We start from the raw sequence: 21,840 nt of genomic DNA on the forward strand, positions 1-21,840 counted from the left end.
TGCCATGAACAATGCGCAACGCCAGCAAGCCGCCCCGATCGCCGCACCGCGTTCGGTCGCGACGCTGATGGAAGCCCGTCAGCTCGCCGACGAACTCATGAAGGTGATGAACGAGCTGCTCGCCGTCATCGAACAGGAGACAACGCTGGTCCGCAACGGCCATATCCGCGAGGCTATCAAGCTCGAAGCTCCGAAGGCGGACATTTCGCGTCGCTACATTGCGATGATCTCGCTGCTCAAGATCAGCCAGACATATCTCGCGCAGACGACGCCCGACCTGCTCTCCGCCTTGCGCAAGCACCATGACGTGTTCCGTGCGATGCTGCAGGTCAATCTGACCGTGCTCGCCACAGCGCACGCGGTTTCGGAAGGCATTGTCCGCGGCGTCAATGCCGAGGTTCAGAAGCGCAATTTCCCGCAGACCTATACGGCGGCCGGTCGGCAGGCTCAGCCGGGCCGGGTCAACATGACGCCCATTGTCGTCAGCCGGTCACTTTGATCGTATAATTGGTCATGCGACCGTGGGCGCGTTTGACGCGCCGCGGCATTGCTATCTTTTGACTTAAATTGCAGCGCGCAAGTAAGCACCGGATTCAGCCGTTCGGTGCATAATGTTGTTTGGGAACGGGTCGGGATTTATCGAATGGAGCCAGGAGGGCTGCCATGGGTGCCGACTTCAATATCAAACCGGTGGGGGCACCGGTTGCCACACCGGTCATCAGACCCGCACCAGAAGCGGTGCGCGAAGCCGTGCCTACGCAACTCCCCCCGGACAAGACCGTGTCAGCAGCGCCCCGTGTACTGCAGCCGAACATTTCTGCGGCGAACTATCAGCAGGTCGACAGCGATCGGATTTCGAAGGAAGTCATCATCGACAAGGGCGCAGGCGAGATCGTCTTCGTGTCTGTGGACAAGAAGTCCAACCAGGTGATCGACCAGTATCCCGAGGAATCGCGACTGCGTTCCCGCGCCTATCTGCGCGCTATGGACACGCTGAAGCAGGACGCAAAGTTGCTTGATCGACGTATGGAAACGGATCGCAGCGTCTAACTGCCCCGATCACGTATCGCGCGTAGCGTAGGCCGTATCAAGATAGGTGCTGCCAGTCGCTGCATCGGTCACAACGGTCTTGATGATCGCCTTGTTGTCGCCGTTGAGCTGGAACTTCGTATCGCCCACCCGGAACGAATTATCCTTGATCAGCACCTGCTGATACTTGACGGTTCCTTCGCTCTTGTACTTCACCTGAGCACGAAAGCCGTCGACCTGCGAGATGGCTATTTCGAACTTCTTGCCGTTGGCGTACTTGCCTTCCCAGCTACCCTTATAGGTTTCGGGATCCACCGCCACGTACTTACCTGCCGTGATCGGCACGGTGGTCTTGTAAGCCGTCGAAAGAATGCTCAGAACGTCTGCCATCTCAGCCCCGTCGGGCGCGGTTTCGAATCGCCCGCTGATCCGTCGCTATTAGGCATCGCCGATCATTAAGCTATCGTTACGGATTTCAGGGAGGCTCACGGACGCCCGGACAGACCTGCGGCGATATTGCGATTGATATCGATCAGCGACTGCAGATGTTCGACCTGGCGAACATGCTGCAGGGCGGTGCACTGCGTCAGCACGAAGATGCCGATATTGGCGATATTCTGGCGGATCTCGATCGATTCCGGATTCTGGTCATTGATGGCATCGCCAACGAAGATCGACCAGAGCTTGCGATTGAACAGAAGAGCTTCGTCGAGACCAGCATCGGTATGGTCCCAGTTTGCCACGACGTCCTGCAGCTTGCGCGCTGCTTTCAGAAGGGCTTGCGCTTCGATGTCTCTCGGTGTCGCCGTGGTCTGGGCAGTACGCGCATAGGCTTGAGCACCGATCGACATTCGCTACCTCAAAAACTCTTCTTCCCGCTTGATCAGCGGACGTAATTCCTTGAGTGCTTTGTAAAGCGCGCCGCTTAAAATAAGCTTACTGACGTCCTCAATCGTCTCGCGAAAACTCGGAACCGCTTCGATCAATTCCTTGATGAAGCCGAGATATAGCTCCTGATACGCCGGGATATCGTTCTCCAGATACATCATCTGCACGCAGAGATAGACTCGTTTGACCGGCGTCGTAGCAGTCTCCGCCGTGAGAATGTCCTTCTCACGCATGATCGGTGCATCGCCATCAATCAGGAACGCCGTGCGCGTATCGGAATTGGTGATCACGCTCTGACCGATGATGATTCGCTCACCCGGCTTCAGTTCGACTCGCAAAGGCATTCAGCTCTCCTCCCCCGCAGCGGCCGTGAGACCACATGCAAAGCCAACGGTATCTGGTGCCACGTTTCGGGCGGGCATGCACTATCCAGAAACCCCGAAAATACGCCTGCGATTCGAATAATACCAGCGTTCAGCCGCCGCATCTTCAGTCTGGGGAAAGCAAGGATACCCGGCGACGCGCCTCTGACCACCCCGCGATCAACGGAAAACGGCGGGATTTCTCCCGCCGTTCGGTAATCTTGGTGCGGCCGCCAGACTTACTGGAGCAGCTTGAGCACGCTCTGCTGCGACTGGTTGGCCAGCGCCAGCGCGGAGACGGCGATCGACTGCCGGGTCGACAGCGCCTGGCTGTTGGCCGCTTCTTCGTTGGTGTCGGCCAAAGTCAGGTTCGACGAGCCGGTCTGCAACACGTTGATCAGGTTCTTCGCGAAGTCCTGACGGATCTGCACGATCGAGAGATTCGAGCCGAGCGCCGAAGCCAGCGAGCGCAGCTGCGTGCTGGCCATATTGAGCTGGCTCAGTGTCTGGTTCGTCGACGCGTTGTCGATGAAGTCGCTGCCTGAAATGAGCGTCGGCAGGCCCAGACCGGCGGGCGTCAATTCCGAGCCGGTGATGTTCAGCGTCGACTTGCCGGTTTCGTTGAACACCAGCTTCAGCGTATCGCCGGCCAGTAGGTTGACGCCGTTGAAGGATGCATCCTGCGACGTCGTGGTGATCTGGGTGATGAGGTTATTGTACTGCGCAACCAAGTTGGCGCGGGTCGACTGTGACGGCAGATCGACAAGCGGCGGCGCAGCGCTGGTGAAGCTCAGCGCCGACGTCACGGTGCCGCCCATGGTGCCGCCATCGAGCACCGAGCCCATGGTCGATGACGCGTAGTCGTTGCCCGCCGCGATCACCAGCTTGCCGGTAGCATCGACCGTGGCTGCCAGATTGTTGGCGGCCAGTGCGACGTTCAGCTGCGCCAGCGTCTTGACGGTGCCGTTGGAGCCGTCGCCGAATGTAATATTGACCGGCGTGCCGCCCTTGAACGACGAAAAGGTCAGCGTCGTGCCGCTGATGCCGCCCGGACCCGCGGCGCGTGCAGCAGTAAACACGGTCGACGTGCCGGTGTTGCCGGCGAGGCCGAGTGCCGAGAGAGCATTGCCGCTGCCGCTGATCGACAGATCCTGGATCGTGCCGGTGCTGATCTTGAACGTACCGTTGGCGGCAACGGTCGATGCGGTAGAACCCTGCGTGGTGGTCAGAGCGGCCACACCAGTCGCGGCGTTATTGACCGCAGTCTGCACGCCGGTGGCGAGATCGATGGCCGTGAGAACGTCGGAGATCTTGCCGCCCTGGAGATAGACCGTCGTGTTGCCACTACCGTCCGTCACGAGGTTGGAGCCGACCGGCGAGCCGGAGCCGGCCGGGATGTTGGCCGCTGCCGGAACGGACGCATCCTTGAACGTGATGGTCTTGCCATTGACGTAAAGTGTCGAGCCGCTCTGGATCAGATTTCCGATGGTGCCCGGAGCCGTCGTGCGCGATTGCGAGACGGAAACCGTTCCGGCGCCGACCGATGTCGTCAGGCCGAGCTGCTTCAGCAAGTCCGCCTTTCCACTGATGTTGAGATCCGACCCCGTGGACGTCGACAGCGTGAGGACGCCGGCGGCAATCGATGCGACGGTGCCGGACGACGCTGAAGCCGTCGCGACGCCGTTGGAAATGACGGCTTTCTGCACACCGCTGGCGAGATCAATGGCCTTGGTCAGGTCGGCCACGCTACCGGTCGGGGCGCCCGCCGTACCGAGATAGACCGTCGAGTTGCCGTTGCCGTCGGTAACCACGTTGGTATTGACGCTATCGACGCCAAGCCCCACGGGAGCGGTGGCCGCGGTGGGTGCCGGCCCGGTTCGGAAGGTGATCGTCTTGCCGTTCACCATCATGGTGTCGCCGTCGTTCGGCTGCGCCGTGGCGCCGATGGTCGCAGCGCCGGCAGGCGTACCGATCAGTTTCAACGTGCCGGACAGCGACGCCGCAGTACCGGCGCCGTCAGGCGCGGCAGTACCGACCAGCGATGCCGCCACGCCGCCCAGCGTGGTGCCTCCAGTGACCGGCGTCGTACCGCCGGCCGTGCCGTTATACACCGCGTTGCTGGTAGCCGTCGCGCTGGCGAAAGTCTGGGTGCCGCGCAGATCGTCCGGTGTTGCGCCCGCGATGGTGGTGGAGACGTTCGACTTGGTCGAATAGCCCACCGGGGTCTGCAGCGCCTGATTCGCGAGCGACTTCGCGGTATCCACGAGCTTCTGCAGCGAGGTGATGCCGGTATTGGCCGCCTGCAGGATCTGCACGCCGTTGCCGATGCCGTCGAGAAGATTATTGATGTCACTGGCGCGGCTATCGAGGCCTGCAGCCGTGAAGAAGTTGGTCGGGTTGTCGAGGGCCGTGTTGACCTTCTTGCCGCTCGCCAACCGGTTCTGGGTGGTCGACAACAGATCAGCGGTGGATTGCAGCGAAAGCAGATTCTGACGAACTGACGCCGAGAGAACGACTGACATGTTGTAACCTTCCTGTTCCCCGCGCATGCCGACCTTCGGGTCGCATTGCGCATGGTACGTCTGGGACGAGACTCGGTCTCGCCGCGACGCTGCCGGTGAAGTTTGACGCCCTTCTGGAAGAGGAATCTCGGCCCGCCTGACGGCGATCCCGGATTAAACGCGGTCGATTCTCGACCTACCTGCTTCCTACACGGGCCGAATATGACCGACGACCATTTAAGATATGGTTAACAGCGGATTAAGGCTTTCGTAAAACTGTCCCAAAATGGCAAAGGCCCGAAAAGCGTAAGCTTTTCGGGCCTTTGAGCAGCGATTATGACAACGAAAAACGGCGGGGCTTTCTGCCCCGCCGCTTGGTTTTCGTATGATCAGTGCGCCGTGATTAACGGAGCAGCTGGAGAACGCCCTGCTGCGACTGGTTGGCCAGCGACAGCGCGGAGACGGCGATCGACTGGCGGGTCGACAGCGCCTGGCTGTTTGCCGCTTCCTCGTTCGTGTCGGCCAGGGTCAGGTTCGACGCACCGGTCTGCAGCACGTTGATCAGGTTCTTCGAGAAGTCCTGACGGGTCTGCACGATCGAGAGGTTCGAACCGAAGGCCGAAGCCTGGGCACGCAGCGAGGACGACGCGACGTTCAGGGTGGAGAGCACCTTGTTGGTCGCGGAGTTGTCCAGGAAGTCCGTTCCCGAGGTCAGGCTCGACAGGCCGAGACCGGCCGAACCGAAGTCGACGCCGGTGATGTTCAGCGTGGACTTGCCGGTTTCGTTGAACGTCAGCTTCAGAGTATCGCCGCCGAGCAGGTTGACGCCGTTGAACGACGCGTCCTGCGCGGTGGTGTTGATCTGCGTCAGGATGCCGTTGAACTGGTTGACGAGGTTGGCGCGGGTGGCCTGAGCCGTCGCGTCTTCCACCGGATCCTTCGGCGTCGTGAAGGTCAGCGAGTCCTTGAGCGTGCCGCCAAGGGTGCCGCCGGACGTCGCCGAACCAAGCGTCGACGACGCGAAGTCGTTCGAAGCCGAGATCTTCAGCAAGCCGCTGGCGTCGACCGTAGCGGTCATGTTGTTCGCCGACAGCTTGTCATTGAGCTGGTTCAGCGACTTCACAGTGCCGTTGGTGCCGTCACCGAAGGTGACGTCAACCGCCGTACCGCCGTTGAAGGAGGTGAAGCTCAAGGTCTTGCCCGAGACACCACCGGTGCCGGCAGCGCGCGAGGCGTTGAACGACATGTCGGTTCCGGTCGAGCCCTTCAAGCCGAGCGCCGCCAGGGCATTGCCCGTGCCGGTGATCGACAGGTCGGCCGCAGTGCCGGTCGAGATCTTCAGCGCACCGCTGGAGATCGACGAAGCCGTGCCCGTGGTGGTGACGGTCGCAACGTTGGTCGCAATCGTCGCCGAGCTGACGCCGGTGGCGAGGTCGATTGCTGCAGTGATATCTGCAACGGTACCGCCCTGCAGGAACACCGTCGAGTTACCCTTACCGTCGGTGATCAGGTTCGAGCCAGACGGCTTACCATAACCGGTCGGAATGGCATTCACATCGGCAGCGTTCGCATTCTTGAACGTGATGGTCTTGCCGTTGACGTTCAGCGTCGAGCCATCCTGGATCAGCGAGCCGGTGGAACCGGTCGCCGTTGCGCGAGCTGCGCCCACGGTGGTCAGGGCGGTGCCCGTTGAGGCCGTGAGGTTCAGCGTCTTGAGCATATCGGCGGAGCCGGTGACCGACAGATCAGCGCCCGTCGAGCTCTTCAGCGAAACGACACCAGCCGTAATGGTGCTGGCCGTACCCGAGAGCGTGCCGACGCCCGATGCCACGGCCGACACGTATTGGGTGCCGCTGGCGACGTCGACGGCAGCCATCAAGTCGCCGACAGTCGCAGCCGATTCTGCGGTGGTGCCCATGTAGATGGTCGAGTTGCCCGACGCGTCGGTAACAACGTTCGCACCGGCGCCAGACGCAGCAAGCGTCGAGGAACCAGCTGCAAGATTCGCCGCGGTCGGCACCGCAGCAGCCTTGAACGTAATGGTCTTGCCGTTGACGCTCAGTGTCGAGCCATCGGTGAACTTCGAGTTGGCTTGAGTGCTCAGACCGTTGCCGGTAGCGCCGCCCGCCGAGAACAGGAGGGTGGAAGTATCGATGTTCGGGGTGCCCGTACCGTTGCCGGTAACAGCAGCGGAGGCCACCAGCGTGCCGGCCGTGCCGCCGAGGGTCGAGGTCGAAACCGCTGCGGTGGCACCGCCTGCGGCGCCGGAGAACACGACGCTGCCGGTTGCGCTGGCGCTGGCATAGGTCGTGGTGCCGAGCAGGTTGTCAGCGGTCGCGCCGGTGATCGTGGTGGAGACGTTCGACTTGGTGGAGTAGCCGCCCGTGGTCTGCAGCGCCTGGTTGGCGATCGACTTCGCGGAGTCGACGAGCTTCTGCAGCGAGGTGATGCCGGTGTTGGCAGCCTGGATGATCTGGACGCCGTTGCCGATGCCATCAAGCAGGTTGTTGATGTCGCTGGCGCGGTTGTTCAGGCCCTGGGCCGTGAAGAAGTTGGTGGGATTGTCGAGCGCCGAGTTGACCTTGTTACCGGTCGAGAGGCGGTTCTGGGTGGTGGAGAGAAGGTCCGCGGTCGACTGCAGTGAGAGCAGGTTCTGACGGACGGAGGACGAGAGTGTAATGCCGGACATGTTTGGTTACCTTCCTGGTAGACACAACGAGCGACCTTCTTGGTCGACGAAGGGAAGATGACGCTGAGGTTCTAAAATTGCGTAAAGGGAATTGTGCGGATTTAGCGCTCCCTGTGCGTGTGTTTGACTACCCGCACCCGTCCCCCAAAACGACAAAGCCCGACTCGTAAAAGTCGGGCTTTGTCGTTTGTTATCAGTGCTTTTGTATCGTTGGGAGGTTGGCTTCCCGGATTTTGACGAGGCGACCAAAACCCGGCGAAGTTGTAAACACGAAGCAATTCGTTAAAGAAACTTAACCAGGCTCATCTGATAAAGATTTGACGTTGTCTGATACGAAGCCTGCAAAGCGGTCTGCAGCGCCAGAATTTTGGTCGCGACCTCGTCGTCATTAATGCCCTCGATGGAGTCGAGCATCGTCTGGGCCATCGCCTTGGTCTGCACCTGCCGATCCGTAGTCGACTTGATCGACGCCTGCGCGCCGGCGAAGTCGGCCTGAATGTCCTGAATCGTCTGCTGGCCGGGGATATCCGCCAGGTTCTGCGCCACACGCTGGTTCAGCGCCGCGATCTGCGCGCTGGCGTTCTTGGCATAGGTCGCATTGCCGAGTTGTGCCGGATCGACGGCCACGGCCGCGAACACTGCGACTGTCTGCAATTGCGAGCGCAGGGCCTGCTCGTCGGCGCGCGCGCCATATTGCACCTTGATCGATGTATCGACCTGGGAGATTGCCGATCCGCGGGCCGAGCCGTTGGCGGCCGTGTCCTGCTCGCCCTGATACCAGATCACGGTATTGTCGGCCGTGCCGGCAACGAGCGTGGTCGCAGAGCCGAGCGGCGTCGACCCGACGCGCAGCGGCGGCTGGTCGAAGAAATTGTCGCCAGCCTCGATCGCAGAGGCCGCCACCATCGGCCCGTTGGCGAGATCCTTCATAGCTGTGCCGAGCGCGGTATTGAGGTTCGCTGCAGTTGCCGTCGATGACGGCGCCACCGGCGGAACGGCGTTCGGCTGACCGGGATCGATCAAGAACGAATTGGCTGGCAGGGGTGTCTTATCCGATGCGGTCAGGACGATGTCTTCCTTCGTGCCATCCGGCATCGTGAAGGTGAACTTGACCTGATCGCCGACATTCGGGTTGGTCGCCCCAAGATCGATCGACATCGACTTTGCCACCGGCGTTGCCGGCGGCGTCGGCGGAACGGTCGCCGGCAAATCGACGGGCTGGGTGACCGTCGCACCGGCAATCGTGGTGGACACACCGGTGACCTTCATGCCGAAGGGCTGCGCCACAGCCGGCGGTGCCGGTGTCGCGTCCTCTTCGGAAATCACCACCGAGGTCACCGGGGTTCCGATCGCGCTGCCGACGCGTCCGTTTGCGTTGACACCGAGATCGGCCGTCTTGCGCTCGCCGATCACCTGCTTGAGGCCGGCGACGAGCGCACCATTGCCATTCATGATCTGGTCGGCCGGCGCGACCGGCGCCGTATCGGTGGCGCGGCCGGAGAACAGGTAGCGGTCGCCCGACCGCGCATTCAGCATATCGACGGAATCGAAGAAGCCGAGCGACGCCGTCTTCTGCCCTGGCGTCTGACCGGTATTGTCGAAATTGCCGCCAGCGCTGACCGCGGCGCCTTTCACATCCGATCCGATCGCCACGAGGCGCTGCAGCGACAGGTTTGCGACGCCGATGCGCGTGTTCAGATTGACGGCAGTATCGGCATAGGCCGCAACATTGCTGATCTGCGCGCGCAGCGCGATCGCGAGACTGCGACCGCTGCCCTGCCCTGCATAGGTGTTGGAAATCTTGCCGCTCGACAGCTGCTGCGTCAGCGCGTCGAGCTGATCGCGCAGATTGGTAATTCCGGATCCGATATAGGATGTGCGTGAGCCGACACCGCTGATTGTCATGATTGCCTCAGAATGCCTGCATCAGGGTTTTGTACAGTTCGTTGACCGTCGACATCACGCGCGCATTGGCCGAATAGGCGTTCTGCAGAGACAGCAGATGCGCCATCTCGTCATCCATATTCACGCCGGACGCGTCTGCCATCTTCTTGTCGAGTGTATTGAGAACGACGTTCTGGCCATCCGCGAGTTGCTTGGCGGAATCCGCCGCAGCGCCCTGTTGCCCGACGAACTGGCGCATATAGCTCGACAGCGTCCCCTTGAACGGTGCCGTATCACTGCCCGTTCCCGTCGCCGGCGAATAAGTGAAACTGGCATTGTTCAACTGGTTGAGCAGGAGGGCCGACCGCGTCGTGTCGCCTGCTGCCGTCGATCCGCTATAAACCACCAGCTTGGAGGGGTCGGCGACGATCGCATTGTTGATCGTCAGCCGGCCGGCAAGACCGGTCATCTGCGAACCGTTCTTGCTGATGCCACCGCTATAGGCGGCGCCGTTGTCAGTGAACAACGCCAGCTCCGGGCTGCCGTTGCTTAGATCAGTGGGACCTTGCGTGACCGTCACCGACGCCGCGTTGATGTTGGCGAATGCGGGATTGTTGACGACGGTGAGCGCACCGGCCGTGCCGGAGAACGTAGCCTGGCCGCCAAGCGCCGCGTTCAACTGATTCAGAACCGAGCCGAAGCCCGAAGAAAAATCGAGGCCGATGACGGTATCATTCGGATTGGTTGTTGCCGTGTTCGGCAGCGGCAGCACGCTGGGATCATCGACCCGCATGAACGAAATTTCGCGCTGCGTGTTGGTCGCCGTATCCGTATACGTGAAGTGAATGACATTGCCCGGCTTCATTTGCGATACGTCGAGCGTGAAGCCGGTCGGCGTTCCCGGCGGCAGCGTCGTCGGCGGCACCGTCGGCGCCGGGAACACGCTTCCCGCCGTCGTCTTGTCCGAGAGCGCGCTCGAGATCGACGCTGCGAACTGATCGAGCTGGTTCTGCGCCTCGACAAGCGTCTTGTCGCGAAGTTCGGTATATGCGGCGATCGTGCCCGACTTGATAGCGCCGGCAGCAGTCAGGTCGATCGATCCGCCGTTCGGAAATTCGATCACCACCGAGCCGAGATTGCTCTTGCTGGGATCCGCGCTCCACGTCGTGTCGGCCGATACTGTGCCTTGGGCATTAAACGCCAGTGTCGCCGCTTCGTTGCCCACCAGCTGCACACCGGAACCGGTGAAGATGGTGACCTGATTGGCACCGTTGGTGGTGACGCGGATATCCATCAGCTGCGACAGCTGCGTGACGTATTGATCGCGCTGATCGAGCAGCGCGGCGGTGTTGGAATCCGTCGATGTTCCGCCTTGCGGATTGGCCGTCAACTGATTGTTGATCTTGGCAATCTGCTTCATCAGAGTGTTGGCGGTCGTCACCGAATCCTTGATGCCGCTTTCCGCCGAGCTGCGCAGGTTCTGAATACCCTGCGTCATCGAATTCAATTGTTGCGCGAGTGTCTGCGCGGCGTTGAGCACGCCGATCCGCGCCGACTGACTGTCCGCGCTCGTTGACAGCGCCTGCACTGCTGTCGTCAGGGCATTGAAGGAGTATTCGAGCGAGCCGACTGAACCAGGATCGCCATAGAGGCTCTGCATCTGCTGCAGGAAGCTCGACCGGAGCGAGGCATAGCCCGCGCCCGACGTTTCGGTGCGGAGCTGCGCCTGGATATACTGATCGAGTTCACGATTGACGCCGACCGTGCGGACGCTGCTGCCGTTGCCGGAATTGACTGCGACCTGATCCGTCGACTTGCGAATGTAGCCAGGCGTTTCCGCATTGGCCACATTCGAGGAGACCAGCGACATCGCGGCCTGATTGGCGCGCAGGCCGGACATGGCGATGGAGAGTGCGTCGTTCAGACTCATAACTAACTGTCGCTCTCAAGGTTGACGCAGGAAGAAGGCCGCAGATGCGGCCCTCCGATTAACGCATCACGTTCAGCAGATCCTGAACCATGGTGTTGGTGGTCGTGATCACCTTGGTATTGGCCGAATAGGCCTGCTGGGTGACGATGAGCTTGGTGAATTCGTCGGCGATGTCGGTGTTGGACGACTCCAGCGACGAGCCGGAAATACTGCCACCCTTGCCGTACAGCGCTTCGCCGGATTCGTTGGTGGTCTCGAACGCACCGCCGTCGATGCGCTTGAGGAAGTTGGCGCCGTTGAAGGTAGCAATGCTGACTTCGGCAAGATCGATGTTGCGGCCGTTGGAGTAGCTGCCGACCACACGTCCTTCATTGCTGACCGACACGCTCTGGAGCTGACCCGCAGCGTAGCCGTCCTGCTCGAGCTGATTGACCTGGACGTTGCCATTGGTGTCGGCGAATTGCGTGAGACCGCCCGTGCCGAACGCCATGGTGACATTGCCAAGGCTCTTGCCGCTGACGGTCAGGCCGGTCAGCGTGATCTGGCCGACGACCGGCTGCATCTGGCCGTTCGGCCCGAACTTGAAGTCGGTGCCGACATTCTGCCAGGCAGCGGTCGCGCCCGTGGCCGCGGGGTCGGTCTGGTAGAACAGGTTCCAGGTATCCGTTCCGCCCTGCGTGGCGGACTCGACCTTCGCCCACCTGAATTGCAGGCTGACCGGTGCACCATTGCCGTCATAGACGGTCTTGGCGCCGCCGCTGATCGATTCATCGAGGAAGGTCTGAGCATCACTGCCGATCACGATGCCGGTGCCCGCCGTGCCGCCGCCCGAACGAAGGCCGGTGACAGTGCCGGTGAAACCCAGGGCCTGGAATGCGGCGACCGCCGTGGTCGTCGAACCTGCGGCCAGCGTAAAGTCGTTTGCCGTACCGGAGTTCAACGTGATCACGCCGGTGGCGGACACGCTCGATAGCGGCGACGTGTTGCCGGTCGCGGTGTCGATGGCGGTGAGCACGTCGCCGACATCGGCCGTGTCGATAGGGATAAAGGTCGTGCCTGGCACGGCTGCAGGAGCAACGGCGCCCGTGTAGAACGAAAGCGTCTTGGTCGTGGTGACGCCGGCGCTGGTCGTCTTCAGCACGAGCGTATCGCCGTTTGCGAAGCCGACCGGCAACGTATCGCTGCCGGACACCGGCGCGAGTTTGGTATTCGCCGAGATCGGCGCCGGTGTCGTCGCGAAATTGTTGCGCGCATTGCCGGGAACACCCGTATTGCCGAAAGGCGTAGCCGCAGTGCCCAGCACACGCGGGTTCGACACGAAGTCGGCGGATCGTAGCAATTCGGAACCAGGCACCGACGTCTGATGCTTGGTGGTCAGCGGATAGCTGGCGAGGTTGGCGCGGTAGTCGATCTTGGTGGTGGCCTGCGACGGCAGGAAGTCATTCTGGAAGCGCAGCACTTCCGGCGTGCTACCGGCCGGGTTGCCGGTCGAGGGATCAATCTTGACGCCCTGCAGATAGTAACCGGCGCCGTTGACGAGATAGCCGTTCTTGTCGAGCGAGAAGTCGCCGCGACGGGTGTATTTGTTGACACCGTCAAAGATCGGCGTGGAGTCGGAGACGTTGCCCGGCTTCTGCACCGCAAAGAAGCCGTCGCCGTTGATCGCCATGTAAGTCGCGACCGAAGACGACTGCACCGAACCCGCGATGGTGTTGGTGCTGCGCGACTGCGCCGTCACGCTGCCGGCCACCTGTGCGGATGTGCCGGCATCGGGAATGAGGTCGAGGAAGCTGGTATCGATCCGCTTGAAGGCGGTGGTCTGCGAGTTGGCGATGTTGCCGGAAATGTTTTCCAGCGCATAGGAGTTCGCCCGCAGGCCCGCAACGGACGTGGTGAGAGCGCCGAAGATACCCATTACATCGTCTCCAACTTCGATCCGGGCGGCCCGCCGGATGGTGCCAAATTCACAGCCGCTGTCGGAGGAGATGTCGCAAGCCCCGTGCCAAGGGGATAAATTCAACGAATTCAACGCACTAAACAAAGAACCCCGGTCCATGGACCGGGGCACAATTGCCTAGCAGGGAAATAATTGCCGGATCGGCGCCTGATTTCACCGGGTTCTGCGTAGTTGCTCAGGTCGCCGACGGCGCGGCCGGTTTGAAGATCATCGCGAAGCCGTCCATGCAGTAACGCAGACCGGTCGGCTTCGGGCCGTCATCGAAGACGTGACCAAGATGGCCGCCGCAGCGACGGCAGTGGATCTCGGTGCGAACCATGCCGAGCGTCGAATCCTTGCGCTCGCCCACAGCATTCTGCAGCGGCTGCCAGAAACTCGGCCAGCCGGTACCGCTCTCGAACTTGGTCTCCGACGAGAACAGCGGATTGTCGCAGCCGGCGCAGGCGAAGGTGCCCTTGCGCTTTTCCTTGTTCAGCGGGCTCGAAAATGGCCGCTCGGTGCCTTCCTTGCGCAGGATTTCGTATTGCTGCGGCGTGAGCTGTTTGCGCCATTCCTCGTCGGTCTTCACGACTTCGAACTTCTCGTCCGAGGCAGCCCGCGCCGGCGAAGCCGTCAGCCATTTCAGCGACAGCAATCCTCCCAGGCCAGCAGCGGTCGTCAAAAGAAAGCGGCGGTCGATCATGGTTGGTATCCCTGACAATCGAGACGATCATCTCGTTCGCTTGAAATACGGGCGGACGAGCCGGAAGTTACACGCCGGTTCCGAAATGTTACTCACGTTTTGTTGCGCGCCCAAACCGGGTGGATCGGCCTAGCCCGGCCGCGGGCCCCGCGTTCCCGCGCGCAGATTGGCCTCGGCCAGCCGCGCCTCGCGGATTCGCTCCCGTGCCCCGGCCCGTTCGCGGTACCGCGCCAGCGTGCCGGCCAGCGCCGAGCCCTGCCGCTCCCATAGCCCGACCGCGTAGCCGACGGCCCGTCCGGTCGTGCCACCAGCCCAGACCAGTTCGAACGGCGCAAACAGCTTGAAGCGATCGTCATAGGCATACATGCCACGGGCGATCAGTTGCCCGGCCATCGCCGTCGTGTTGAGGCCCCGATGGCTGAAGCCGCTGGCGACCCACAATCCCTGACGGAGTTGCCCGATCTGCGGCATGCCGTGCACGGTCTGGCCGAGCGCGCCGCCGAAGGTCTCGGCGATGGCGACCCTGCCCAGCGCCGGAAACACGGTGCGGATGCGGCGCGCGATGGCGCCGGCATAGCGCTCCGGCTGCCCGGCCCAGGTTGTTTCCGGGCTCGACCACATCAGCCGATCGCCATCGACAATACGGAAATGGTCGACGCCGTCGCTATCGCTCACCGAGCCCTGAAACGTCACCGCCTCGGCGAGACGCTCACCAAGCGGTTCGGTGATGCCGGCATAGCGCCACACCGGCAACAGCGTGTCCGACAGCTTTTGCGCAGGCGCACCGAGATGGATATTGCCGGCCAGCACGATGTGTGTGGCACGCATTCGCGCTGACGGCGTTACGATACGCTTGCGGATGCCGCCGGCATCGATGCTGACCACCGGCGTATCCTCGAAGATCCGCACACCGGCCTGTTTCGCCAGCGCTGCGAGACCCAACAGATATTTGCGGCCATCGATCTGGAACGCCTTCGGATAGTGCACGCCGTGAAAGTAGCGTTTCGTTTTCAGCATGTCGCGGACGCGGTCGATCTGCCAGCCGTCCACTTCAGTATCGAAATCTTCGCCGAGCATCTGCAGGCGGGCGATCAGGCGATCGCCGACATCGACATTGGAGACTTCCAGCGCGCCCTCGGACAGGCCGAGACCGGGGATCAGCTCGTCTGATGCCTGGGTCCGGACATACTCTGCGCCCTGCTTCGACAGCGCCCACAACTCACGAGCGTCCTCCAGGCCAACACGCGCAATCAGATCGGCGAGCGGCAGGCCAAAGCCCGGCATCACGGTTCCCAGCTGGTTGCCGGACGCGTTCCAGCCGACATAGCGCCCTTCGAGCACCGCGACGCTTGCACCCAGACGCGCCGCTTCCAGCGCAATGCTGAGCCCGGCGAGCCCGGCCCCGACCACGCAGACATCGACATCGAGGCTGAAGGTCAACCGCGCACGGTCGGCGTCGGCGACCTCAGGTCCAAATGTCACGCTTGCGGAAGGGGCAGTCATAACGTTTTCTTACGGACAGGTGGGGCGCTTGTCACCTTGTCCTCACGGTTCATGTCCATTAATCCGCAGACCTGACGTCTGGCGCGACCGCGCCGCTCGCCTCGCTACTACCTCTTGCTCTTGCCGAATCGAGATCGCGCCATGCGCCGTTTATTGCTGCTGCGTCACGCCAAGACTGAAACGGACGCGCCGAGCGGCAAGGATTTCGATCGCAGGCTGGATGACCGCGGCCGGCTGGATGCGGCTCTCATGGGCGCCTGGCTCAGCAGAAATCCGCCCCTGCCCGATCTGGTCTGCGTCTCCACGGCGGTACGCGCGCAGCAGACCTGGAGCCTCGTGGCCGCGGCGATGCCGGCGGCGAAACCGACAGTCGCCAGCCTTGATGAACTCTATGGCGCCGGCCTCTCCGAATTGCTGGCGGTGATCCGCGGCGCCGCCCTGGAAGATCCAGAGCAGCTGATGCTGGTCGGCCACAATCCCGGCCTGCATGAAATGGCGCTCAGCCTGATTGGCGGCGGCGATGCCGCAGGCAGGAAAGCCGTCGCCGACAACCTGCCGACCGGCAGCATCGTGGTGATCGACTTTCCCATCGAGGACTGGAACGACGTTGCCTTCCGCGATGGAAAACTCGTGCAATTCGTCAGCCCGAAACTGCTGAAGGGCGCCGCGGGCGAATAAGCCGCGCCCATCGGAACCGGTTTGTGCTATCCTTCTCCGGACGACGATGGAGGTGCGCATGTACAAATCCATTCTGGTCCCGATCGATCTGGCCGAAACCGATGTGGCCAAACCCGCGATTGCCCAGGCCGCGACGCTGTCGCAAACCTTCGGTGCCACCGTCCGGCTGCTCAACATAATGCCGATGACGCCGGTGATGCTGGCCGAATATGTCCCGGCGGATTTCGATACTCAGCAACTGGAATCGTCGCAGGCCGCTCTTGCGGCGGTGGCACGCGATTGCGGCATCGACAGTACCCGCGTCTCCAGCGTGGTGCGACAGGGCGGCATCTATCACGAGATTCTCGAAGAAGCCTCGGCGATCAAGGCCGATCTCATTGTGATGACCTCGCACCGCCCGGCGATGCGCACTTACTTTCTCGGCTCCAATGCCGGCCATGTGGTGCGCTATGCGAAATGTTCGGTACTCGTCGTGCGGCCGTGACTACGGCAACAGGTCGGCCGGCACACTGCTGAATGTGTAGTTGCGCGGTTTGTTGCGGCGGATGAAACCGCTGATCTGCCAGCCGAAGAATATTGCGAAGCCAATGATAAAGACCACGCCGGCAAACTCCCCGGTGAACAGTGCACGCAGGAGCAGCGCGGTCATTGCGAGACCGACAAAGGCCAGTGCCGCGACAATCATTGTGTAGATGCCTGGTCGCAGGCCGGAGCTGAGCTTGGCCAGACTACCTGCCGCAGCGAGGCGGCGATGCAGCTCCAGGATAAACGCGCTGAAGCCCGACTGCGGCTCCATCAGCGCGACGGTTTGTTTCGACGTCGAGAAGATCGTGATGTGACGACCGTCGGCATGATCGATATCGGCGCGAAAGCGGCGGTGCTGCATACCCATCGGCCGATAGGACAGCCGGATCGCCGCGATATCCGCATAGGCCCAGACACCAGAGCGACGACCTGTGCGCCATAACAAACCTTCATCGGTCAATTCATAACGATGCGCGGCGCCAATCAGGGAGGCCTTGTAGGCATAGGTGTGCCCCGGCCCTGCCGCTTCTGCGGCAGACGATGCGTCCCTGCGCCTGAAGAGGGTCTTGAGCAAACAGAATGTCCCCTGCGCTGTTCGACCTCGCTTGCTTGCGCGATCGCCTGCATGTCCCTTACAAGCTTGCCATGGCCGAGACGACCACTTTTCCGCGCCGCCTGATTCTGGCCGGCGCGATGATTTCAGGATTGCTGCTGGCGCTGGCCGTACACATGCTCGGCCAGCGATTCGGCCTCGACCTCGGTGGCCTCTGGCGCAACGATCCCGACAATTTCATGCCGATCGGATCCGCCTTCGCCTGGTGGCTGATAGCGGCGATGGCCTTTGTCGGCGGCTATGTGACCGCTAACCTGCTGCACAGCGCAGCATCCGGTCGCATCCCGCAGCGCATGCGGCAGTTTCTGATCACCATTGGCGTGCTGTTTCTGGCCGGCGCCGGTCAGGCGGCCTCGGCGCCCAACGCTATACCGACGGCATCGGGTGTTCTGGCCAGTCTTGCCGCCCTCGGCCTCGGCGGCGTCATGGCGTTCTGCGGCGCCCATTTTGCGCTGCGAAAGGCATAGGCGAAGCCCAAAAAAATCGCGCAGGCTTTCGCCCGCGCGATTGTTCTGTGCCGTGTGATCGCTGGTACCGCGATCAGCTTGCGGCGCGCATATTGACCTTGCCTTCGGCCAATGACGTCAGCTTCTTGTCGGTGGTCTTTTCCTCATCGAGCGTCTTCTGCAGCACGGCCGCGCAATCGTTGCGGCCAAGCTGGCGCGCCCAGGCGATCAGACTACCGTACCGTGCGATCTCATAGTGCTCGGCGGCCTGAGCCGCATTGATCAGTGCGGCGTCGAGTACCTTCTTGTCCTCGACCTCCCCGGCGGTCTCGTCGGCTTCCTTGATGATACCGTCGATTGCCGGGCAGGTAACCGCCTTTACCTCGGCGCCGTGCGTGGCGAAGACCTGCTCAAGCCGCTGCACATGCACTTCGGTTTCTTGCAAATGCGTCATGAAGCCCTGTTTCAACAGCGGTTCGGTCGCCTTGTCAGCCATCTTCGGCAGCGCCTTCAGAAGCTGCTTCTCCGCGTAATAAATGTCCTGCAGCTGGTGCACAAACAGGTCATCCATCGTCTTGATGTCCTTGGTGAACAGTCCCATCGTTTCAATCCCGGTGTTCTGGAACGGGGTGGCCGCTGCGGCGCATTGTCCCGCTCGGTTGCGATAGGCCGGTAACCATCGATATTGGGACGTGTTCCGGGACCGTCTTGATTTGCCGCATGGAACATTCGACTTGCCCGCCTATATGAAATGCGGGACGAATGGCTCGGAATTGTCTGTGCGATTGTCGTGCAGGGTCAGGGCTTTGCAGCCGGCGCGGGTATGTGGCGACCTTGCGGCGCGGCATTAACGCTGGCGCTGTCAAGGACTGCACAACGGAACGTTTTTGCCGTAAGGGTTTGGGCTTGATGAGTGAACTTCGCGTATGAGTGAATTGGTCGCCGCTTGCCGCCTGTTACCCCGATCGGCTTTCCACCTGTTCGCGCTCCGCCGGGAGGACGAATGCAACGATTGCTGACCGCGCTCGGGCGCGGCTTCAAGCAACACGTCGGCTGGAAACGGCTGGGTGTTGTTGCAAGCCTGATCGTCATCGCCCTCGCCATCTCCCATCTGGTGCATACGCTGAAGGGCCTCGATACCGCCAAGATCCTGGCGGCGATGGCCGCAAAATCGACGATGCAAATCGCCATGGCGACGCTGTGCGTGATCGGCGCCTTCTGCACCCTCACCTTCTACGATTACTTCGCGCTCAGAACGATCGGCAAGAAACATGTGCCGTATCGGATCGCGGCGCTGTCGGGCTTCACCAGCTACACCATCGGCCACAATATCGGGGCCACCGTGTTCACTGGCGGCGCCATCCGCTTCCGCATCTATTCGGACTACGGATTGAATGCCATTGACGTCGCCAAGATCTGCTTCATCTCCGGACTGACCTTCTGGCTTGGCAATCTGTTCGTGCTGGGCATCGGCATGGTCTGGCATCCGCAGGCCGCCTCGGCCATCGATCTCCTGCCCAATGCCATCAATCGGCTGATCGGGTTCGGCTGTCTGGCCGGCATCATCGGCTATCTGATCTGGCTGTCGATCGGCAAGCAACGCCGCGAGCTCGGTCAGAACGGCTGGAAGGTCGTCCTGCCCTCCGCCCAGTTGACGCTGCTGCAGATCGCCATCGGCGTTGTCGATCTCGGCTTCTGCGCGCTGGCTATGTATCTGCTGATGCCAGATCAGCCCACTATCGATTTCGTCTCACTGGCTGTGGTGTTCATCCTGGCCACCCTGCTGGGCTTCGCCAGCCATGCGCCGGGCAGCCTTGGCGTGTTCGACGCAGCCTTGCTGGTGGCGCTGCCGCAGTTCCGCCAGGAGGAGCTGGTCGCCACCGTGGTCATGTTCCGGATCCTGTATTTCATGATCCCGTTCGCTATCTCGATCTGCATCATGGGCACCCGCGAAATCTGGCTCAGTGTCATCCAGCCATGGCACAGGCGCCGCCTGGATGACCGCAATGAACGTCGCGAGACCGAGCCCGCCCCGGTCGTGGTGCATGAGCAGCCATTGAAGCGTCAGTCACAGGGTTGAATCAGTCGCGGGCGCGCCACATCGCGCGTCCGGCCAATCGATTTCTTACTTCCGCCCCATACGTGACGTTCAACACCGCCATGGCCCCCATTTATTTCAGACGTTCATTGATCAACTTCGCCTTGCTGCTCGGCATGCTGGGCGCGCTGCCGGTTGAACCGGCCGCCGCGCAGGGCGTGGCCAACAGTTCGATCCAGATTTCCTGGGAAGTGCGCAACCGCTTTCGACTGTTCCGCGAAGAACGTGACTTCCAGCTCCATGTCGACGCCATGCGCAACCGCAGCGTGCTGGGTGCCGAACAGGCTTTGGGCGTGCAGAGCGACGGCCGCGGCTGGGCGCGCAACACCGTCAACCGGCTGTGCATCGATCTGGCCGGAAAGGTCAGCGAGCCCTGCACCCGTGACACCGTCAAGGAAAGCTACCTGACGCCGACCGAACATCCGATCACCGTCCGCCTCACCGGCGAAGTGCCCGTCGGTGCGATCTGCGCCTGGACCTTCGAGGACGGCGAAGGCCCACGTCAATCCACGCTCGATTGCGCCGAGCCGATCAATTTCCGCGCCATCTATGGTCGCCGCACGGTCGCGACCGTGGAGGTTACCAGCGGCGCCGAGGCGCCTGTGCGCGTCACCGCCGACATCGCCGTGCGCGACATCCTGATTGCGGGCCTCGGCGATTCCATTGCGTCGGGCGAAGGCAATCCGGATCGTCCGGTCGCGCTGTCCGATGACGGCTTCTGCTTCCGCTCTTATCTCGGCGGCCCCAGCGGGCAGTTCTACCGGCCGAGCCGCGCCGGCTTCAAAGGCGGACGCTCCTGCGATTCCTACGAGTCGCTACAGGCCTGGCAGCGCGCGGGCGCGCAGTGGTTCAATGCCGCGTGCCACCGCTCGCTTTATAGCTACCAGACACGCGCCGCGCTGGCGCTCGCCGTGCAGTATCCGCACATCGCCGTCACCTATCTGCCGCTGGCCTGTTCGGGCGCGACCATCGCCGACGGATTGCTGGGTGGACAGCGCGCGCGTGAGTGCCTCACCACGAAGAATGCGAGCACCTGTGCGGGCAGCGTCAACGCGCAGATCGCCGAATTGCGCGAAGCCATCACTGCCGCCAAGCGCCGTCAGCCGGCACGCCGGCTCGATCTCGTGCTGCTGTCGATCGGCGCCAACGACATCAACTTCTCCGGGCTCGTTGCCGACGTCATCGTCGAGAACGCCACCGAACGCGCGCTGTTCAAGCGCGGCGGCATTCTCGGCTCGGTCGAGGACTCCCGCAGCGCGCTGGTACGCGAACTGCCCTCCAGCTTCGGCAAGGTACGGGAAGCCTTGAAGCCGCTGCTCGGCGGAGACATGTCGCGCGTGGTGTTTGCCGCTTACGCCAACCCGACTTTCGCCAATGGCGCACCCTGCCCCGGCGGCCCGGCCGGCTTCGACGTGCATCCGTCGTTCTCAGCCGATCCGCAGCGGCTGGCCAATGTCGCGAATTTCGTCGAGTCCGAATTCCTGCCGCAACTGAAGTCCATCGCGCTGTGCCAGGGCGGCGTACTGTGCCGCAATCCCGAAGCCGACCGCATGACCTTCGTCGATCAGCATCAGGCGAGTTTCGCCAATCACGGCTTCTGCGCACGCTCCTCATCCGATCCCGAATTCGATCGCGCCTGCTTCTCGCCCAAGGGCGACAGCTTCGAGACCAGTCTCGTCGAAGCGGCGGCGCAGCCGATGGTGTGCGGTCGCGGCGCCAGCGAATTCCGCCCCTATTTGCCGCGTGGCCGCTGGATCCGCGACGCCAATGACAGCTACTTCGCGGCGATGACCTATCCGCAAGGCTATTCGGCCGCGATCCAGCCGGCCGACATCCATGACGCGACCTGGGGCATTCTCTCGGCCGTCTATGGCGGCGCGATCCATCCCACCGGCGAAGGTCATGCAGCAATGGCCGATGCCGTCGTGCCGGCAGCGGCGAGCGTATTGCGGCTGGGCGCGGAAGCTGATGTCACGCAGGAGCCGCTGGCACCGATGGTGCTGCAGCCAGCCGCGCGATAGGACGATCAGCTCAGCTATCCATCGCGGTCCCGGC

Annotated in this window: 19 protein-coding genes; 7 read left to right on the plus strand and 12 right to left on the minus strand. The window is 62.2% G+C overall.

The features are described 5' to 3' along the window. The first annotated feature begins 4 nt into the window (after window positions 1-4). Together CHC01_RS15740 and CHC01_RS15745 are read left to right on the plus strand one after the other, a co-directional pair. Complete coding sequence (locus tag CHC01_RS15740; protein ID WP_089265186.1) at window positions 5-499, plus strand: hypothetical protein; 495 nt, start codon at window positions 5-7, stop codon at window positions 497-499. 164 nt (window positions 500-663) lie between these two features. Further along, complete coding sequence (locus tag CHC01_RS15745; protein ID WP_089265187.1) at window positions 664-1,050, plus strand: hypothetical protein; 387 nt, start codon at window positions 664-666, stop codon at window positions 1,048-1,050. A 9-nt stretch (window positions 1,051-1,059) separates the two neighbouring features. Here CHC01_RS15745 and CHC01_RS15750 read toward each other — a convergent pair whose 3' ends face one another. The 10 genes from CHC01_RS15750 to CHC01_RS15795 form a co-directional block, all read right to left on the minus strand. After that, a complete protein-coding gene (locus CHC01_RS15750; protein WP_089265188.1) occupies window positions 1,060-1,419 on the minus strand; it encodes a hypothetical protein in 360 nt (119 codons plus the stop codon). A 95-nt stretch (window positions 1,420-1,514) separates the two neighbouring features. Next, window positions 1,515-1,880, minus strand: a complete 366-nt coding sequence (gene flaF / locus CHC01_RS15755) for a flagellar biosynthesis regulator FlaF (RefSeq protein WP_089265189.1) — start codon at window positions 1,878-1,880, stop codon at window positions 1,515-1,517. Window positions 1,881-1,883: 3 nt separating this feature from the next. Further along, entirely contained in the window at window positions 1,884-2,261 is a 378-nt protein-coding gene (gene flbT, locus CHC01_RS15760) for a flagellar biosynthesis repressor FlbT (RefSeq protein ID WP_089265190.1), read from the minus strand. A gap of 257 nt (window positions 2,262-2,518) precedes the next feature. Next, entirely contained in the window at window positions 2,519-4,801 is a 2,283-nt protein-coding gene (locus CHC01_RS15765) for a DUF1522 domain-containing protein (protein WP_089265695.1), read from the minus strand. Between the two features lie 382 nt (window positions 4,802-5,183). Further along, window positions 5,184-7,469: a DUF1522 domain-containing protein gene (locus tag CHC01_RS15770; protein ID WP_089265191.1), complete on the minus strand. Its 2,286-nt coding sequence runs from the start codon at window positions 7,467-7,469 to the stop codon at window positions 5,184-5,186. A 282-nt stretch (window positions 7,470-7,751) separates the two neighbouring features. Then, entirely contained in the window at window positions 7,752-9,374 is a 1,623-nt protein-coding gene (locus tag CHC01_RS15775) for a flagellar biosynthesis protein FlgL (protein WP_089265192.1), read from the minus strand. 7 nt (window positions 9,375-9,381) lie between these two features. Further along, complete coding sequence (gene flgK / locus CHC01_RS15780) at window positions 9,382-11,283, minus strand: flagellar hook-associated protein FlgK (RefSeq protein ID WP_089265193.1); 1,902 nt, start codon at window positions 11,281-11,283, stop codon at window positions 9,382-9,384. A gap of 58 nt (window positions 11,284-11,341) precedes the next feature. Beyond that, complete coding sequence (locus CHC01_RS15785; RefSeq protein WP_089265194.1) at window positions 11,342-13,198, minus strand: flagellar hook-basal body complex protein; 1,857 nt, start codon at window positions 13,196-13,198, stop codon at window positions 11,342-11,344. Between the two features lie 217 nt (window positions 13,199-13,415). After that, window positions 13,416-13,922: a peptide-methionine (R)-S-oxide reductase MsrB gene (msrB, locus tag CHC01_RS15790; protein ID WP_089265195.1), complete on the minus strand. Its 507-nt coding sequence runs from the start codon at window positions 13,920-13,922 to the stop codon at window positions 13,416-13,418. 129 nt (window positions 13,923-14,051) lie between these two features. Continuing rightward, a complete protein-coding gene (locus tag CHC01_RS15795) occupies window positions 14,052-15,425 on the minus strand; it encodes an NAD(P)/FAD-dependent oxidoreductase (protein WP_089265196.1) in 1,374 nt (457 codons plus the stop codon). A 141-nt stretch (window positions 15,426-15,566) separates the two neighbouring features. Here CHC01_RS15795 and CHC01_RS15800 point away from each other — a divergent pair, with 141 nt between their 5' ends. Next, on the plus strand, window positions 15,567-16,103 hold the full coding sequence (locus CHC01_RS15800) for a SixA phosphatase family protein (RefSeq protein ID WP_089265197.1): 537 nt from the start codon (window positions 15,567-15,569) through the stop codon (window positions 16,101-16,103). Between the two features lie 58 nt (window positions 16,104-16,161). Further along, the gene (locus tag CHC01_RS15805) at window positions 16,162-16,587 is read left to right on the plus strand and encodes a universal stress protein (protein ID WP_089265696.1); all 426 of its coding nucleotides are present in this window, start codon (window positions 16,162-16,164) and stop codon (window positions 16,585-16,587) included. On the opposite strand, the gene CHC01_RS15810 is transcribed toward CHC01_RS15805, so the two are convergent. Further along, on the minus strand, window positions 16,588-17,202 hold the full coding sequence (locus CHC01_RS15810) for a hypothetical protein (RefSeq protein WP_089265198.1): 615 nt from the start codon (window positions 17,200-17,202) through the stop codon (window positions 16,588-16,590). Window positions 17,203-17,273: 71 nt separating this feature from the next. Between CHC01_RS15810 and CHC01_RS15815 the strand changes: the two genes are divergently transcribed. After that, complete coding sequence (locus tag CHC01_RS15815; protein ID WP_089265199.1) at window positions 17,274-17,708, plus strand: hypothetical protein; 435 nt, start codon at window positions 17,274-17,276, stop codon at window positions 17,706-17,708. 73 nt (window positions 17,709-17,781) lie between these two features. On the opposite strand, the gene CHC01_RS15820 is transcribed toward CHC01_RS15815, so the two are convergent. Next, window positions 17,782-18,288, minus strand: coding sequence for a YciE/YciF ferroxidase family protein (locus CHC01_RS15820; protein WP_089265200.1), 507 nt, complete (start codon window positions 18,286-18,288; stop codon window positions 17,782-17,784). A 402-nt stretch (window positions 18,289-18,690) separates the two neighbouring features. Between CHC01_RS15820 and CHC01_RS15825 the strand changes: the two genes are divergently transcribed. Further along, the gene (locus CHC01_RS15825; protein ID WP_089265201.1) at window positions 18,691-19,767 is read left to right on the plus strand and encodes a lysylphosphatidylglycerol synthase transmembrane domain-containing protein; all 1,077 of its coding nucleotides are present in this window, start codon (window positions 18,691-18,693) and stop codon (window positions 19,765-19,767) included. A gap of 134 nt (window positions 19,768-19,901) precedes the next feature. Then, the gene (locus CHC01_RS15830; protein ID WP_244558410.1) at window positions 19,902-21,806 is read left to right on the plus strand and encodes an SGNH/GDSL hydrolase family protein; all 1,905 of its coding nucleotides are present in this window, start codon (window positions 19,902-19,904) and stop codon (window positions 21,804-21,806) included. The last annotated feature ends 34 nt before the right edge of the window (window positions 21,807-21,840 follow it).

The organism is Tardiphaga sp. OK246 (genome assembly GCF_900188215.1).
Lineage (GTDB): Bacteria > Pseudomonadota > Alphaproteobacteria > Rhizobiales > Xanthobacteraceae > Tardiphaga > Tardiphaga robiniae.